Source organism: Mesorhizobium sp. M1066, from assembly GCF_040318635.1.
Taxonomy (GTDB): domain Bacteria; phylum Pseudomonadota; class Alphaproteobacteria; order Rhizobiales; family Rhizobiaceae; genus Mesorhizobium.
In genome coordinates this window covers 492,857-508,253 of sequence record NZ_JAMYMR010000001.1, presented here as the reverse complement: position 1 = coordinate 508,253, position 15,397 = coordinate 492,857, and the positions used below count along the sequence as shown (strand labels likewise).

Here is a 15,397-nt window from a genome sequence, read left to right as displayed (position 1 = left end):
GTGGCCCCCAAGCAGCGCCGAAACACCTGAAAGACAGCTGACCTACGGCCCGCGGCCGATCCCACTGGCTTATCTGTTTTCTAACCAATTGCCGCTATTCCCAATCGAATAGCGGGAGCAAGGCTTTGGTGGAGACGGAGAAAAACACCGCGCGACGCGGCGTCATGCTGTCGGTGGTCATTCCATGCTACAACGAGCTGGATGGCGTGGCCGAACTGCATCGGCGGGTAACGGCCGCATGTCTTCAACAAGGCCCTTCCTACGAGATCGTCCTTGTCATCGATGGCGCGACCGACGGTACGCGCGAAGCCATTCTCCAGCTGGCTGAAAAGGACGACCATGTCGTCGCCATAGACCTCGCCCGTAATTACGGCCACCAGATCGCGTTGAGCGCCGGGCTCGAATTCTGTCGCGGTCAGCGCATTCTCATTCTCGATGCCGACCTGCAGGATCCGCCTGAACTGCTCGGCGCGATGATGACGAAGATGAACGAAGGCTTCGATGTGGTCTACGGCCAGAGGCTGACGCGCGATGGCGAAAGCTGGTTCAAGCTCGCCTCCGCGTCCATGTTCTATCGCTTGCTGCGCCGGATGGTCGACGTTGACATAGCCCCGAATACCGGAGATTTCCGGCTGATGAACCGTCGCGCGCTCGACCATCTGAACGCGATGCCAGAACGTTACAGGTTCATTCGCGGCATGGTGAGCTGGATCGGGCTGAAACAGGTGGCTTTCCCCTATGAGCGGCACCGCCGCTTTGCCGGAACCACCCATTATCCGCTGAAGAAAATGCTTCTTCTGGCGGTCGACGCGATGACCAGCTTCTCCATCGTGCCCTTGCGCTTCGCCTCGCTGCTCGGAATGATGTTCGGGCTTCTGGGGCTGGTCGTGCTCGGCTACACCCTGTTCGAATGGTCGGTCGGAAACGTGTTGCCGGGCTGGACCAGCCTTGCCGCGATCGTGCTGATCCTCGGCAGCGTCCAGCTTATGGTGCTCGGAATCTTCGGCGAGTATCTCGGGCGCATGTACATGGAGACAAAGCGGCGGCCGCTTTATTTCGTCAACGAGATCGTTTCGCGCAGCCAGGCGGTGGAGGACGGCGAACTGCCGGTCCATCGCCTGCAGGAGATGGCAAAGAGGGCCGCACGTGCTTGAGGCGGAGTTCGACCAGTTTGCGCGGGAATATCAGGAGCAGCATGCCGCGAGCATAAGGCTGAGCGGTGAAAACCCGGATTTCTTCGCCAGGTACAAGATCGACGACGTCGCCGCGACGCTGCGGCGGGCCGGTGTCAAACCGCGACGAATACTGGATTTCGGCGCCGGCGTCGGCAATTCGCTCGGCCATATGCGCAACGCGTTTCCCGACGCGGAGATCACCTTGCTCGATCCTTCGCGGGAATCGCTCGACATCGCCGGCAAGCGCTTTCCCGGCCAGGCCGCCTTCACGCATTTCGACGGCAAGACAATTCCCTTTGCCGACGGCAGCTTCGACCTGGCCTTCGCCGCCTGCGTCTTCCATCATATCCCCGAGAACCTGCAGATCGGACTGTTCGCCGAGATCGGCAGGGTGCTGGCCGATGGCGGCAGCTTCTTCGTCTTCGAACACAATCCTTGGAACCCGCTGACCACGCACGCGGTGAGAAACTGTGCCTTCGACGAAAACGCGGTTTTGATAAATTCGCGCGAGATGCGCGGGCGCATGGCCGAGGCGGGCCTTGCCAATACGAGGATCGTCTACCGTATTTTCTTTCCTCGGATGCTTGCGAGACTGAGGCCGTTCGAGCGCTTCCTCACCAAGATACCTGTCGGAGCCCAATATTTTGCGCATGTGGTCAAGACTGCCGTTTGACTTCCCGAGGATGCTGCGATTTGGCGCCGTCGGTCTGTTGAACACGGCGCTGGGATACGCGGTCATCCTGGCCGGGCTTGCGCTGGGTCTGGGCGACATCCTTGCCAACGCCACGGGCTATGCCGCCGGCCTTGTCCTCGGCTTCTTCCTCAACCGCCAATGGACCTTCAGCAGAGCCGATGGCTTCCAGCCCGGGACCGCGCTGCGCTATGGGGGTGTCTTTCTGGTCGCCTACAGCATCAATCTGGCCGTCGTGATCGCCGCCCGTTCAGCAGGCATCGTCGAAAACCCGCTGGTCCACCTCGCGGGAATCTGCGTCTATTCGGTTGTTTTCTATCTTGGCTCGGCTCGCTTCGTGTTTGTGGGGCGTGGGGACGACAGCACCGACCGCACAGTTCGGGTGGCCGACAAGCCTCGGCGGCAGCCCGCCAATCCAACACCTTGAACCCAACTGTCACCGGAACCGATTAGAGGCGGCGCACCATGAACGACGCTCAGGCCAGTGCGGCGGCCGCGACGTACAACGAGCGGAACAGGCTGATCTTCTGCCTGCTCGCGGCCTTGGCGATGGCGGGTGCACTGGGTGCCCAGGCAGGCGCCACCCTGCAGGATCCCGACAGCTGGTGGCAAGTGAAGGTCGGTCTGGATTTCCTGACAAACCGGACATTTCCGACAGTCGATCCTTATTCCTACACGTTTGCCGGCCAGCCCTGGATTGCCAAGGAATGGCTGGGGCAGGTTCTGCTGGCTATTGCTTACCGGGCGGGCGGCTGGAACGGGGTCGTCACCGCGATCATCGCCTCGATCTCCCTGACGGTTTTCCTCCTGGGGTGGTTTCTCAGCGCATGGCTGAAACCGATCCTGGCGATTACACTGGCCTTCGCGGCGGTGTTCCTGATCAACCCGATCTTCACGGCGCGCCCGCATGTCTTCACCTTCCCGATCATCGTCATCTGGACGGCGGTGCTCTTTGGTGCGGCAAGGGAAGAACGGGCGCCGCCCTGGTGGCTGCTTGTGCTGGTCGTATTATGGGCGAACCTGCACGCCACCTTCACCTTGAGCTTCGTCATCGCGGCTTTCGCCGGTCTCGATCTGCTGGCGCGCACGGGCCTGTCGAAACCGTCCCTGCTGGCGAAGTGGATCGCGTTCGGTCTGCTTTGCCCGCTGGTCAGCCTGATCCACCCCTACGGCGTCCAGGCCATCCTGGCGACGCTCGCCGTGGCCTACGGCAATGAGGCAGTGTCGCTGATCATGGAGTGGAAACCGTTCAATCAGCCGGACAGTCCCGTCCAGGAAGCGGCGATGCTGCTGGCGCTTTTCGGGCTACTGGTGTCCCGATTGCGAATTGGCTGGGCCAAGGCGTTGTTCGTCGTCTTCACCTTGCATGTCTATCTCGCCCATGTGCGCTTCATGTATCTTTTCTTCCTGCTGATTCCGCTGGTGATGGCGGCCGAGGTCGCACAGCAATATCCCTCGCTTTCAGCCACCGCATGGCTGGCCGAAAAGCGCGACGGACTGGAGAGATTCTTCGCCAGGCGGTTCTACGCCATCTGCGACACGGCAGCCGTTCTGCTGATCGGCGGGGTCGCCGTGCTCGGCAGCGCCTATCAGGTCGCGCCGAGCCCGAAGACATCGGCCAGCGGGGCGCTGGCCTTCGCGCAAAGCCATCATCTATCCGGCAATGTGTTGAATTCCTACAATTTCGGCGGCACGCTGATTTTCCACGGGTTCAAGACCTATATCGACGGACGGACGGACCAGCTGTTCCTGGGAGGTTTCACAAAAGCCGATGACGAGACGGGTCACAGCAACGGCAAGCCACTCCTCGAAGCCCGGTTGAAGAAATACGCAATAGGCTGGGCGCTGCTGTCGGCTGACGACGCCCGCATCCCCTTTTTCGACCAGTTGGGCTGGAAGCGGGCCTATGCGGACGACCATGCAGTGATCTATCTGCCTGGCGCCTGATCGTGGTGCGTTGCTGGCGAATTTCGCGACGGCCAATATATGCCTTGACACGCATGTTGCAGCGCAGCAAAATTGCTGCCTGAGGGTAAGCCTGTGAGATCGACGAGCCGGGATTTTCAGCACGACCGAAGGCATCGCCGCATGAGCGTGTCGGGTGCGGCCGCACGGATCCTGGTGGCCGTGTGCGGGCCGGCCGGATGAACTACCGGCGCGACATCGACGGCCTGCGGGCCGTTGCGGTGCTGCCTGTCGTGCTCTTCCATTTCGGCGTGTCCGCCATTCCTGGCGGCTTCACCGGTGTCGACATCTTCTTCGTCATATCGGGCTATCTGATCAGCGGCAGCCTGCTCGATGATCTTGAGCGGGGCCAGTTCTCGATCGGCCGCTTCTACTGGCGCCGCGCACGGCGCATCCTGCCGGCGCTGACCTTCGTCATCCTGCTCGCGAGCATTGCCGCCTGGTTCATCCTTCTGCCTTCGGATCTCCACGAATTCAGCCTTAGTGTGATCGCCGCCTCGACCTTCTGGTCGAACATCTATTTCTGGAAAACGACGAACTATTTCTCCATCGACGCCGAACTGCGGCCGCTCCTGCACACATGGTCGCTTTCGGTGGAAGAGCAGTATTATATCTTCGCGCCGATCCTCCTTTATCTGATCTACCGATACGTCTCGAAGCGCTGGCTGACGGTACTTCTGCCGATGGCCATCGGCAGCTTTGCCCTGGCAGTCATAGCAACCTCGCTGGCACCGACGGCAGGCTTCTATCTCTTGCCGACGCGCATATGGGAACTGGCGCTGGGCGCCATGCTGATGTTGCGGAAGCCTCCGGTCCTAGCCAGTCGGCTGGCGGCGGACCTGATCGGCCTCGCCGGCTTTGCCCTGATTGCATTTGGCTTTGTGATGATTTCGGACAGCGATCCGTTCCCCGGCTACAACGCCCTATTCCCCTGCATCGGAACAGCTTTGCTGATCTATGCTGGCCAGGATAACGCCGACAGGCCGGCATCTGTCGCCACTCGCGTGCTTCGGTTGGCGCCGCTGGTCTGGGTCGGCCTCATTTCCTATTCGCTTTACCTCGTCCACTGGCCGATCAACTCGTTCGTCCATTATCTCTCCCTGAAGACTGTCGGTGTGCCAACGATTATCGCGATGACGTTGGGCAGTTTCGCCTTGGCGGCATTCTCCTGGAAATATGTCGAGCAACCCTTCCGCCACAAAGGAGCCTATACTGCCCCGCTGCCTATCTTCGCTTTTTCGGCGACGGCAATCGCGCTGCTGTGCGCCGGTGGTTTGGCCGGTGCATTGGGCAACGGTTTCCCGCAACGGTTTCCGGATTTCTCGACCGAACGTATCCGGGTCGGCGACTGGCGCAACGGCATCTGTTTCAACGAAAACGGGACCCGCATCGAAGACTGGAACCTTGCCGACTGCACCCGTACAACGGGCTTTGCCACCAATGTGCTGCTGTGGGGCGATTCTTTCGCTGCCCATTATGTTCCGGGACTTGAGCCCAACGCCCAGAAAATCCAGGCCAATGTCATCCAATACACCTATGCCGGCTGTCCGCCCGACCTGACCTATTTTTCCTATGCTCGGCCCGCCTGCACCCGCTTCAACGAACGGGCCTTGTCGATCATTCGCGACGCCAACATCCAGGCGGTGATCTTGAGCGGTCGATGGACCGACTACCAGGCCAGGGGCTTCGACGGCCTGCAGAAGACGATCGATCGGCTTCGCGAGATGGGGGTCAAGGTCTATACCGTCGGCCAGTCTCCGGAATTCATCGCCGACGTCCAGAAGATCGCTTTCTTGGTGAAACGGGAGCATGCCGGAACCACATCCTGGCCGATGGCTATGGATCCGGACATCAACGCACGGGTTCTGCCGTTCACAAAAGGGGCCGATTTCATAGATCCGCTGACGTATCTGTGCGACTCGGCCGGTTGTTCATACGCCGATGCCACGACCAATGAATTTCTCTACTTCGACTATGGCCACTTCTCTTCCGCCGGCGCGACGCTGGCCATCTCGAAATACTGGCCAAGCTTCGCCACCAGCAATAAGGTCGCGGAGGCAAAACGGCAATTCACGGCCGCGGGCGCGCCGTGATCCGCAGCACGACCGTCGTGAGAACAGACCGCTTTGCGATTGCCCGAAGGCTAACCCTCATGGTAACGAGGGCGCACGCGGGTATGATGTAATGGTAGCTTGTCAGCTTCCCAAGCTGAACGCGAGGGTTCGATTCCCTCTACCCGCTCCAGTCTAAGGCGTCAGAACCATTTCAGCGCCTGCCTGTTCGTCGAACACGACCGAGCAGCCTCGCGCAAGCGCCACCGTTGCGAGGGCGTTTGCTGCCACGTCATCCGATGAAACGAAATCGCCGGTCAACACCCGCAATTCTTCCACGCCTTCAGCCATGGAAACGAAATTCCCGACCGATCGATCGTGCTTGCAGGCCTCGATCACGCAAAGCAGATCGATGATTTCGAAGCTGCGCATGTTCAGCCTCCAGAAGAAATCGTCCCTTGCAAGATCATGAACGCATTGGCGGGAAACAATGTTCCCAGTTCGCTTTCGCTAGAGCAATTCCAGGAACGGTTTTCCGTCCGGAATTGCGTCAAAACAAGGAGTTAGAGCGGGTAGCCGTTTCCGTGAAACGGTGAACTGCTCTAGCCTCGGCCTGGCGGTGCTTTCGCCGGACAACCTTAGCCGAGCGAGCCATCATCCCACTTCTCTCAGAATGAAGTCGTGCAGCATCTTGGCGGCCGGCGACAGCGCGCGATTCTTCACCGTGATCAGGCTGTAGGGCCTGACCTCGATGTCGAATTCGGTCTGGACGACGTCGATGGCGCCGGCCAGCCCGTCAGGGTTCTGGATGAATTTCGCCACCTGGACAGAGACCGGTGCGATGGCATCGGATTGCGCGACCATGACCAGGGTCAGGAGCAGCGAACTGGTGTTCAGGATACGATCCGGCAAAGCGATGTTGCGGTTGAGGAAGTTGCTCTCCATGGCCTGGCGCAAGGGCGAGCCGCCAGACTGGAAGACCCAGTCATAGGCGGCGGTCTCTTCCAGCCGCACCGCCTCGCCCTTGGTGAGCGGATGGCCCCGGCGCACGATCAGGCAGGCCTTCTCGACGCCGATGACGCGCGATTCGAACAGCCGCGGATTGAGATCGTCCGGTATGCGCGCGATTATGAAATCATGACGCGTGGCGATCAGCTCGCGTGCCAGCACATTGGAGGTTTCGACCTGCATGGTGATCTCGATGCGCGGATAGATGCGGCGGATCTCACGAATTGCCGGCACCGCCAGCTCGATTGCGGGCGCGGTCACGGCACCCAGGAAAACCGAACCACCCTTGCCCGCCTTGAGCTCGGAAATCTCGCGGTCGACCTCGCGCATCTCCAGCAGGATCGAGCGCGCCCGCCTGGCCAAAGCCTTGCCGTATGGCGTCAAGGTGATACCGCGCGGCAGCCTCTCGCACAGCTTGACCTCCAGCACCGCCTCCATCTCTGCGATCATGCGCGAGGCCGCCGGCTGCGAAATGTTCAGAACCTGGGCTGCCGCGCTGACTCGGCTGTGGTCGTCGAGCGCGACGATCATGCGCATGTGACGCAGACTGAGACCGCTGCGCAGCAGGGTTTCGCCATCGCCCGGTGCTTCTCTGTAACCATTTGAAGCTGTTGTCCGATTCCCGGGCGGCGCCATCGCTTTTCCCTGCCTTCTGCTCGTGTGAGGCCGACCTTGGAGTCAGCTCGTCACGTCCAATACATATACCAACCATGATATAGCAACCATCAAAGATCGCATTTGACAGTTATGGCAAAGACCCACACCCTCCGCGCGTTCCAAGACGTGACGGTCGCTGACGAGAAAAATCGTATCGATTGAATCAGCGTCTCGGGGCCATGGGAGGATACCGGAGATCGATATGACGGCAGCAGTGCCTTGGCGCTTCTGCACGATTGCGCGGCCCGCGACCCCCGGGGTGCCGCGTCCATCAAACAGGGAGAGTTGAAGTGAAAATCATCAAGACACTGGCCGCCGTCGCGGCCCTTGGCATCGCTGCCATGACCTACTCGGCGCACGCAGCCGACAAGGGTCTCGTCGGCGTGCTGATGCCGACCAAGACCTCGCAGCGCTGGATCAACGACGGCGATGCCGTCAAGTCCCAGCTCGAGGCTCTCGGCTACACTGTCGACCTGCAATACGCGCAGGACGACATCCCCAACCAGCTCAGCCAGCTGGAAAACGAAATCACCAAAGGCCCGAAGGCGCTGATCATCGCTTCGATCGACGGCACCACCCTGTCGGATGCTCTGCAGAAGGCCGCTGACGCGGGCGTCGTCGTCGTCGCCTATGACCGCCTGATCAAGAAGACCGCCAATGTCGACTACTACACCACCTTCGACAATTTCGGCGTCGGCGTGATCCAGGCGAATTCGCTGGTCAAGGGCCTCAAGGAGCGTTTCCCGAACACCAAGCCGTGGAACGTCGAACTGTTCGGCGGCTCGCCCGACGACAACAACGCCTTCTTCTTCTACAATGGCGCCATCTCCGTCCTGCAGCCGCTGATCGACGACGGCTCGATCAAGATCAAGTCCGGCCAGACCGGCATGGACAAGGTCGGCACGCTGCGTTGGCTCGCCGCCACCGCCCAGGCGCGCATGGACAACCTGCTGTCGGCCAACTATTCGGACGGCAGCCGCGTCGATGGCGTTCTGTCGCCCTATGACGGCCTGTCGCGCGGCATCACCGCCTCGCTGCGCGCCGTCGGTTACGGCACCGAGGCTCAGCCGTGGCCTGTTGTGACCGGCCAGGACGCCGAAACCGCTTCGGTCAAGCTGATCATCTCGGGCGAGCAGTACTCGACCGTGTTCAAGGACACCCGCGAACTGGCCAAGGCCACCGTCGAACTCGTCGACAAGGTGCTCTCGGGCGGCAAGCCGGACGGCCTCGATGAAAAGACCTACAACAACGACGTCAAGGTCGTTCCCTCGATCCTGTTGACGCCGCATGAGGTCGACAAGTCGAACTACCAGGCGCTGGTCGTCGACTCCGGCTACATCAAGGCCGACGAACTGAAGTAATCCCGGTTACAAAGTCAGGGGGTCCTGCGCAACGTAGGGCCCCTTTTCGTTCACCAGCGAGCCCGGTATTGTCACCGACCTCGCCGGCAATGTTGCCGAGCTCTCAAGGAGCGGTAGTCCCCATGGCCCCGACGATTTTGGAGATGCGCGACATCACCAAGACGTTCCCTGGCGTGAAGGCGCTGTCGAACGTCAATCTCAGCGTCGAGGAAGGCGAGATCCATGCCGTGGTCGGCGAAAACGGCGCCGGCAAATCGACGCTGATGAAGGTGCTGTCGGGCGTCTATCCCACAGGCACCTATGACGGCCAGATCATCTTCCAAGGCCAGGAATGCCAGTTCAAAGGCATCCATGACAGCGAACACAAGGGCATCGTCATCATCCACCAGGAGCTTGCGCTGGTGCCGATGCTGTCGATCGCGGAAAACATCTTCCTTGGCAACGAACACGCCAAATTCGGCGTCATCGACTGGGATGCCAACGAGGAGCGCACCAGCGCGCTGTTGAAGAAGGTGGGCCTCAAGGAGGACCCCAAGACGCTGATCACCAATATCGGCGTCGGCAAGCAGCAGCTGGTCGAAATCGCCAAGGCGCTGAGCAAGGAAGTCAAGCTGCTGATCCTCGACGAGCCGACGGCTTCGCTGAGCGAGAAGGACAGCCAGGCGCTGCTCGACCTTTTGCTCGAGTTCAAGCGGCAAGGCATGACCTCGATCCTGATCTCGCACAAGCTCAACGAGGTGAACCGGGTCGCCGACAAGGTGACGGTGATCCGTGACGGGCGCACCATCGAGACGCTGGCCAAGAAAGACATCTCGGAAGACCGCATCATCACTTCGATGGTCGGCCGCTCACTCGACGACCGCTATCCGCCGCGCGAGCCCGATATCGGCGAGGTCGTGTTCGAAGTGAAGAACTGGTCGGTCTATCACCCGATCCATGCCGAGCGGCAGGTGATCAAGGGTATCGACATCAACGTGCGCAAGGGCGAAGTGGTGGGCATTGCCGGGCTGATGGGCGCTGGCCGCACCGAATTCGCCATGAGCCTGTTCGGCCGCTCCTACGGCCGCCGCATCTCCGGCGAGGTGCTGCTCAAGGGCAAGCCGGTCGACGTATCCTCGGTGAGCAAGGCGGTCCAACACGGCATCGCCTACGTCACCGAGGACCGCAAGACTTACGGTCTCAATCTCATCGACCACATCAAGCACAACATCACGCTGGCCAATCTTGGCGGCGTGTCGCGCCACAGCGTGATCGACGACATGCGCGAGCTCGCCGTTGCCAACGATTATCGCAAGAAGACCAATATCCGCGCGTCCAGCGTCTATCAGATGACCGGGAATCTCTCCGGCGGCAACCAGCAGAAGGTGGTGCTGTCGAAATGGCTGTTCGCCGACCCGGATGTGCTGATCCTCGACGAGCCGACACGCGGCATCGATGTCGGCGCCAAGTACGAAATCTACACGATCATCGCCCGCCTCGCCTCGGAGGGTAAGGCGATCGTGGTCATCTCGTCGGAAATGCCGGAATTGCTCGGCATCACCGACCGCATCTACGTCATGAACGAAGGGCGCATCGTGGGCGAAATGCCCGCCGCGGAAGCAAGCCAGGAAAAAATAATGCGCGCCATCGTTCGTGGAGAAGGAAAAGCAGCATGAGTACCGAAAGCGCCCCCGCCCCGCAGGGCAAAGTCGCCGAAGACGTGCAGCAGGGTCCACGCATCGCCGTCTCGGCGCTGGCGACGAACCTGCGCGAGTACGGCCTGATCCTGGCGCTTATCGCCATCATGGTGTTCTTCCAGTTCACCACGAACGGAACGCTGTTCAAGCCGGTGAACCTGAGCAATCTGGTGCAGCAGAACTCGTTCATCATCGTGATGGCGCTGGGCATGCTGCTGGTGATCGTCTCCGGCCATATCGACCTCAGCGTCGGATCGGTCGCCGGTTTCATCGGCGCGCTGGCGGCTATGATGATGGTCATCTGGCCGCTCGGCCCGTTCAGCAATCCGCTGGTGGTGTCGATCATCTGCCTGATCGTGGGCGGCGCGATCGGCGCCGCGCAAGGCTACTGGATCGCCTATCACCGAATACCGAGCTTCATCGTGACGCTGGCCGGCATGCTGATCTTCCGCGGCATCTGCCAGGCCCTGCTGGGCGGCGGATCCTCGGTGGGGCCGCTACCCGATGGCTTCAAGGCGCTCAGCTCCGGCTTCATCCCGGATGTCATCGGGCCGCTGACGCTGATCCCGCCGACGGTGAACGCGGCGGGCAAGACCATCATGGGCAGCGGACTGACGCTCCACATGACAACGATCGTGCTGGGCCTGATCGCTGTGCTGGCCTACGCCTATTTCGGGGTGAGGACGCGCCGCAAGCGTGAACGCCATGGCTATGAAGCCGAGCCCTTTGCCCTGTTCGTCGTCAAGACGCTGGTCGGCAGCGCGCTGGCGCTGTTCCTGGTCTACCAGTTCGCCAGCTACAGGGGCCTGCCGGTGGTGCTGCTCGTCATGGGCGTGCTGATCTCGCTGTTCGTCTTCGTCACCAAGCGCATGACCATCGGCCGCCGTATCTACGCCATGGGCGGCAATTCCAAGGCCGCGCAGCTGTCGGGCATCAACACCGAGCGGCTGACGCTGATGGTGTTCATCAATATGGGCGTGCTGTCGGCGCTCGGCGGCCTGATCATCGCGGCGCGACTGGGACAGGCGGTGCCGGCCGCGGGCCTCGGCAGCGAGCTCGACGTCATCGCCGCCGTCTTCATCGGCGGCGCCTCGGCCATGGGCGGCGTCGGTCAGGTCATCGGTGCGGTCGTTGGCGGCTTCATCATGGGCGTGATGAACAACGGCATGTCGATCATGGGCGTCAATGTCGACTGGCAGCAGGTGGTCAAAGGCCTGGTGCTGCTCGGTGCCGTGATCTTCGACGTCTACAACAAGAACAAGGCCTGAACGGGCTTAAGAGCAATTCCAAGGAAAAGTGTGAAACGGTTTTCCGCCCGGAATTGCACCAAGACAATGAGTTGGAGCGGTTCGCCGTTTCCGTGAGACGGTGAACTGCTCTAGTCGAGGCAAGCAGGAGGCATACGATCGCGGCGCTGCCGGCAACCCGGTAACAGAAGTCCCTGAGGGACCAGGCCCGCGAGCGCAATCCGAACTGAGAATTTAAACCGTGGCATGGACGAGGTCCCGGCCGCGCCGAGCAAGGTCTGCCGTTTTGGCAGCCCTGCCAAGGCAAATGAGAGAGGATTCATCATGCTGATCTCCCAGATCCTTGACGACGCCGAGACCATCCGCGTCGTCGCCCGCAATAGCGGCAAGACCCGGATCATCAATGGCGCCCGCAGCGTCTATTCGCTGGCGATGGAGGCCGCCCGCACCGGCGTCGGCCTCGTCGCGCTGATCGAACGCAAAGGACTTGGCGAGACGGTCGATCTCGAAGCCGCTTACAAGAAGGGGCGGCTGCTGTCGCCGATCAACCACCCCGATCCGGCGCATCTGCACCTGACGGGCACCGGGCTGACGCATCTCGGCTCGGCGGCGACGCGCGATTCCATGCACAAGAAGCTGAGCGCCGACGGCGAGGAGCAGCTCACCGATTCCATGAAGATGTTCCGCATGGGGCTGGAGGGCGGCAAGCCGGCGAAAGGCCAGGTCGGCGTGCAGCCGGAATGGTTCTACAAGGGCAATGGCACGATGGCGGTGGCGCCAGGCGCCGCACTCCTGTCACCGGCCTTTGCCAAGGACGCCGGCGAAGAGCCCGAGGTGGCCGGCATCTATGTCATCGGCGACGACGGCGCACCTTTCCGCGTCGGCTTCACGCTGTCGAACGAGTTTTCCGACCACGTCACCGAGCGCGTGAACTATCTGTTCCTCGCCCATTCCAAGCTGCGCAACGCCTCGTTCGGTCCGGAGATCCTGATCGGCGACCTGCCGCCCGATATCCGCGGCACCTCGCGCATCGTGCGCGACAGCGAGGTGCTGTGGGAAAAGCCGTTCCTGTCCGGTGAAGCGAACATGTCGCACACCATCGCCAATCTCGAGCATCACCATTTCAAATACGCGGCCTTCCGCCAGCCAGGCGACGTGCATGTGCATATGTTCGGCACGGCGACACTGTCCTTCGCCGACGGCATCAAGACCGAGGCCGGCGATGTGTTCGAGATCGAGGCCGGGGATTTCGGCCTGCCGCTGCGCAACCCGCTGGAGATCGAGCAGCCGGTGAAGGTGGCTGTGAAGGCGCTGTGAGGTAGCACCCTCCCTTCTCCCCTTGTGGGAGAAGGAAGAGACGCTCTTCGACGTCTCAATAAATATCGAAGTCGAAATACTTGGCCTGAATCTTCTTGTAGGTGCCGTCGGCGACGATCGCGTCGATGGCCGCGTTGAGCTTGTCGCGCAGGGCCGTGTCTTCCAGGCGCACGGCAATGCCGGCTTGCGTTTCGGTGCCCTTGACGTCGCCGACCAGCTTGCAGCAGCCGTCGCTTGCCTTCTTCAGCCAGTCCATCAGCACGAACTTGTCCGAGATCACAGCGTCAAGACGGCCGTTGGTCAGGTCGGTGATCGCCTCTTCCTGGGTCGGATAGAGTTTTGCCTCCGCGCCCGCCTTGCCATATTCATTCTGGGCATAGTCGGCCTGCGTGGTCGAAGCCTGGGCGCCGACCGTCTTGCCGGCAAGGGCCGCCGGTTCGGTCGAGGTCAGGTCGCTGTCCTTCGGCGCCACCAGAGCGAGCGGTGTCGTATAATATTTGTTGGTGAAGGCGACCTGCTTCTTGCGCTCCTCGGTGATGCTCATCGAGGCGATGATGGCGTCGAATTTCTTCGCCTGCAAAGCGGGAATGATGCCGTCCCAGTCCTGCGTGACGATCTCGCATTCGACCTTCATCTGCGCGCACAGCGCATTGGCGATGTCGATGTCGAAGCCTTCGACCTTGCCGTCAGCGGTAATGGTGTTGAACGGCGGATAGGCGCCCTCGGTGCCGATCTTGATTTTCTCCTGCGCCTGCGAAAGCGAGCCGGCCGCCATCACCAGCATGGCAGCGCCTGCCGCCGATATGATCCATTTCGAAATCTGCATTTTCTTGGTTCCCCTTGAACGCCGGCATCTTGACGACCAGCAAGGCAGCCAAGCATGGCGAGCCGGTACAGGCAAGTATTTTGCCTGACGGCGGCGCTCAGCGCGCGGCGCGGAAATGCTTGGACAGCTTCAGGCCCTGCGCCTGGTAGTTGGAGCCGAGATCGGTGCCGTAGAGCGCCTGCGGCCGCTTCAGCATGTGCTCGTAGACCAGCCGGCCGACGATCTGGCCATGGTCGAGGATGAACGGCACTTCGTGGCTGCGCACTTCCAGCACCGCCCGGCTGCCGGTACCACCGGACGCGGAATGGCCAAAGCCCGGATCGAAGAAGCCGGCATAGTGGACGCGGAATTCGCCGACCAACGGATCGAAGGGCGTCATCTCGGCGGCGTAGAGCGGCGGCACGTGCACCGCCTCCTGGCTGACGAGGATGTAGAACTCGTCGGGATCGAGCACCAGTTCGCCGGCGCCGCTCTTGTGGATCGGCTCCCAGAAGTCGACGACTTCCTGCGCCGCGCGCTTGTCGACATCGACGAGGCCGGTGTGATGCTTGCCGCGGTAGCCGACCAGCCCGTTCTGATCGCCGTTGAGGTCGATCGACAGCGCGATGCCGCCGCCGGAAATGTTCGGCGGCTCGGTGGCGACCAGCGTCTGCGCGCGATGCAGCTCGTGCAGCTCGGCTTCCGAGAGCAGCGCATTGCCGGTGCGGAAGCGTATCTGCGACAGGCGCGAGCCGGTGCGCAAGACGATCGGGAAGGTGCGCGGGCTGACTTCCAGAAAGAGCGGGCCATGATAGCCGGCAGCGATCTTGTCGAACTCGTGGCCGCGATCGGTCATGACCCGGGTAAAGATGTCGAGCCGCCCGGTCGAGCTCTTCGGATTGGCCGAGGCCGAAATGTCCGCCGGCAGCGCCAGGCTTTCAAGCAAGGGCACGATATAGACGCAGCCGGTCTCCAGCACCGCGCCCTCGGCAAGATTGATCTCGTGCAGCTGCAGCCGGTCGAGTTTTTCCGAGACCTTGTGGTTTGGGCCGGGCAGGAAGGAGGCCCGCACCCGCCAGGCCTTGTTGCCGAGCCTGAGATCAAGGCTGGCCGGCTGGATCTGGTCGGCGTCGAGCGCACGCGCCGACTTCAGCGCGCCGGACTGGAACAGCGCCGATATGTCCTGATCGGGAAGAATGCCTGTCTGCCGCAAGGCTCCACTCCTAGGTCAGACGTTTTTCTTGTCGCAGGTTCTTGTCGCAAAACCGTGGAACACTTTTGCGGAACCTGCTTGGTACAAACCTCTTAATGAAGCCGGCAATTGACGCAAGCGCGGTGCGGGTCTAAAGGGTCGTTATCCCGTGGTGATTTGGCCGGTCGGCTTGCAGCCACGTTAAACAAGTCGCTAAAGGACCGTCGGGCCGCAAGGCCGTATGGACCGGTT

The 15,397-nt window shown here is 61.4% G+C and carries 13 protein-coding genes, 1 tRNA gene and 1 riboswitch; of the genes, 10 read left to right on the top strand and 4 right to left on the bottom strand.

Annotated elements, in window-relative coordinates; genetic code table 11:
- The first annotated feature begins 164 nt into the window (after positions 1–164).
- The 6 genes from NKH52_RS02300 to NKH52_RS02275 all read left to right on the top strand — a co-directional run bounded on the left by NKH52_RS02300 (position 165) and on the right by NKH52_RS02275 (position 6,075).
- Positions 165–1,154, top strand: a complete 990-nt coding sequence (locus NKH52_RS02300; protein ID WP_352731293.1) for a glycosyltransferase family 2 protein — start codon at positions 165–167, stop codon at positions 1,152–1,154.
- Positions 1,147–1,848, top strand: a complete 702-nt coding sequence (locus tag NKH52_RS02295; RefSeq protein ID WP_352731248.1) for a class I SAM-dependent methyltransferase — start codon at positions 1,147–1,149, stop codon at positions 1,846–1,848. Before NKH52_RS02300 ends, NKH52_RS02295 begins: the two co-directional genes overlap by 8 nt.
- Positions 1,826–2,293, top strand: coding sequence for a GtrA family protein (locus tag NKH52_RS02290; RefSeq protein ID WP_352966523.1), 468 nt, complete (start codon positions 1,826–1,828; stop codon positions 2,291–2,293). Before NKH52_RS02295 ends, NKH52_RS02290 begins: the two co-directional genes overlap by 23 nt.
- A 38-nt stretch (positions 2,294–2,331) precedes the next feature.
- On the top strand, positions 2,332–3,813 hold the full coding sequence (locus NKH52_RS02285) for a hypothetical protein (protein WP_352731251.1): 1,482 nt from the start codon (positions 2,332–2,334) through the stop codon (positions 3,811–3,813).
- 197 nt (positions 3,814–4,010) lie between these two features.
- On the top strand, positions 4,011–5,924 hold the full coding sequence (locus tag NKH52_RS02280) for an acyltransferase family protein (protein WP_352731253.1): 1,914 nt from the start codon (positions 4,011–4,013) through the stop codon (positions 5,922–5,924).
- Positions 5,925–6,001: 77 nt separating this feature from the next.
- Positions 6,002–6,075, top strand: a tRNA-Gly gene (locus NKH52_RS02275).
- Between the two features lie 2 nt (positions 6,076–6,077).
- On the opposite strand, the gene NKH52_RS02270 is transcribed toward NKH52_RS02275, so the two are convergent.
- Together NKH52_RS02270 and NKH52_RS02265 are read right to left on the bottom strand one after the other, a co-directional pair.
- Positions 6,078–6,314, bottom strand: coding sequence for a hypothetical protein (locus NKH52_RS02270; protein ID WP_127266711.1), 237 nt, complete (start codon positions 6,312–6,314; stop codon positions 6,078–6,080).
- A 222-nt stretch (positions 6,315–6,536) separates the two neighbouring features.
- The gene (locus NKH52_RS02265) at positions 6,537–7,526 is read right to left on the bottom strand and encodes a LysR family transcriptional regulator (RefSeq protein ID WP_352731256.1); all 990 of its coding nucleotides are present in this window, start codon (positions 7,524–7,526) and stop codon (positions 6,537–6,539) included.
- A 311-nt stretch (positions 7,527–7,837) separates the two neighbouring features.
- On the opposite strand from NKH52_RS02265, the gene chvE reads away from it, so the two are divergent.
- The 4 genes from chvE to araD1 all read left to right on the top strand — a co-directional run bounded on the left by chvE (position 7,838) and on the right by araD1 (position 13,148).
- Positions 7,838–8,908 carry a multiple monosaccharide ABC transporter substrate-binding protein gene (gene chvE, locus NKH52_RS02260; protein WP_023813878.1) on the top strand — a complete coding sequence of 357 codons (1,071 nt, stop codon included), beginning with the start codon at positions 7,838–7,840 and terminating at the stop codon, positions 8,906–8,908.
- A gap of 122 nt (positions 8,909–9,030) precedes the next feature.
- Entirely contained in the window at positions 9,031–10,563 is a 1,533-nt protein-coding gene (gene mmsA, locus NKH52_RS02255) for a multiple monosaccharide ABC transporter ATP-binding protein (protein WP_352731259.1), read from the top strand.
- Positions 10,560–11,852, top strand: coding sequence for a multiple monosaccharide ABC transporter permease (gene mmsB, locus NKH52_RS02250; RefSeq protein ID WP_352731262.1), 1,293 nt, complete (start codon positions 10,560–10,562; stop codon positions 11,850–11,852). Before mmsA ends, mmsB begins: the two co-directional genes overlap by 4 nt.
- Before the next feature lie 303 nt (positions 11,853–12,155).
- Positions 12,156–13,148, top strand: coding sequence for an AraD1 family protein (araD1, locus tag NKH52_RS02245; protein ID WP_352731264.1), 993 nt, complete (start codon positions 12,156–12,158; stop codon positions 13,146–13,148).
- A gap of 55 nt (positions 13,149–13,203) precedes the next feature.
- Here araD1 and NKH52_RS02240 read toward each other — a convergent pair whose 3' ends face one another.
- Both NKH52_RS02240 and NKH52_RS02235 read right to left on the bottom strand, forming a co-directional pair.
- Positions 13,204–13,974, bottom strand: coding sequence for an ABC transporter substrate-binding protein (locus NKH52_RS02240; protein WP_352554073.1), 771 nt, complete (start codon positions 13,972–13,974; stop codon positions 13,204–13,206).
- Positions 13,975–14,071: 97 nt separating this feature from the next.
- Positions 14,072–15,166 carry a 2'-deoxycytidine 5'-triphosphate deaminase gene (locus tag NKH52_RS02235; protein ID WP_352731267.1) on the bottom strand — a complete coding sequence of 365 codons (1,095 nt, stop codon included), beginning with the start codon at positions 15,164–15,166 and terminating at the stop codon, positions 14,072–14,074.
- A 138-nt stretch (positions 15,167–15,304) separates the two neighbouring features.
- Positions 15,305–15,382, top strand: a riboswitch (SAM riboswitch).
- The last annotated feature ends 15 nt before the right edge of the window (positions 15,383–15,397 follow it).

Bases quoted from the DNA above. Each gene is read 5' to 3' on its own strand.
- NKH52_RS02300 (WP_352731293.1), top strand. From the start codon at position 165: ATGCTGTCGGTGGTCATTCCATGCTACAACGAGCTGGATGGCGTGGCC.
- NKH52_RS02290 (WP_352966523.1), top strand. From the start codon at position 1,826: ATGTGGTCAAGACTGCCGTTTGACTTCCCGAGGATGCTGCGATTTGGC.
- NKH52_RS02285 (WP_352731251.1), top strand. From the start codon at position 2,332: ATGAACGACGCTCAGGCCAGTGCGGCGGCCGCGACGTACAACGAGCGG.
- NKH52_RS02280 (WP_352731253.1), top strand. From the start codon at position 4,011: ATGAACTACCGGCGCGACATCGACGGCCTGCGGGCCGTTGCGGTGCTG.
- NKH52_RS02270 (WP_127266711.1), bottom strand. From the start codon at position 6,314: ATGCGCAGCTTCGAAATCATCGATCTGCTTTGCGTGATCGAGGCCTGC.
- NKH52_RS02265 (WP_352731256.1), bottom strand. From the start codon at position 7,526: ATGGCGCCGCCCGGGAATCGGACAACAGCTTCAAATGGTTACAGAGAA.
- mmsA (WP_352731259.1), top strand. From the start codon at position 9,031: ATGGCCCCGACGATTTTGGAGATGCGCGACATCACCAAGACGTTCCCT.
- mmsB (WP_352731262.1), top strand. From the start codon at position 10,560: ATGAGTACCGAAAGCGCCCCCGCCCCGCAGGGCAAAGTCGCCGAAGAC.
- araD1 (WP_352731264.1), top strand. From the start codon at position 12,156: ATGCTGATCTCCCAGATCCTTGACGACGCCGAGACCATCCGCGTCGTC.
- NKH52_RS02240 (WP_352554073.1), bottom strand. From the start codon at position 13,974: ATGCAGATTTCGAAATGGATCATATCGGCGGCAGGCGCTGCCATGCTG.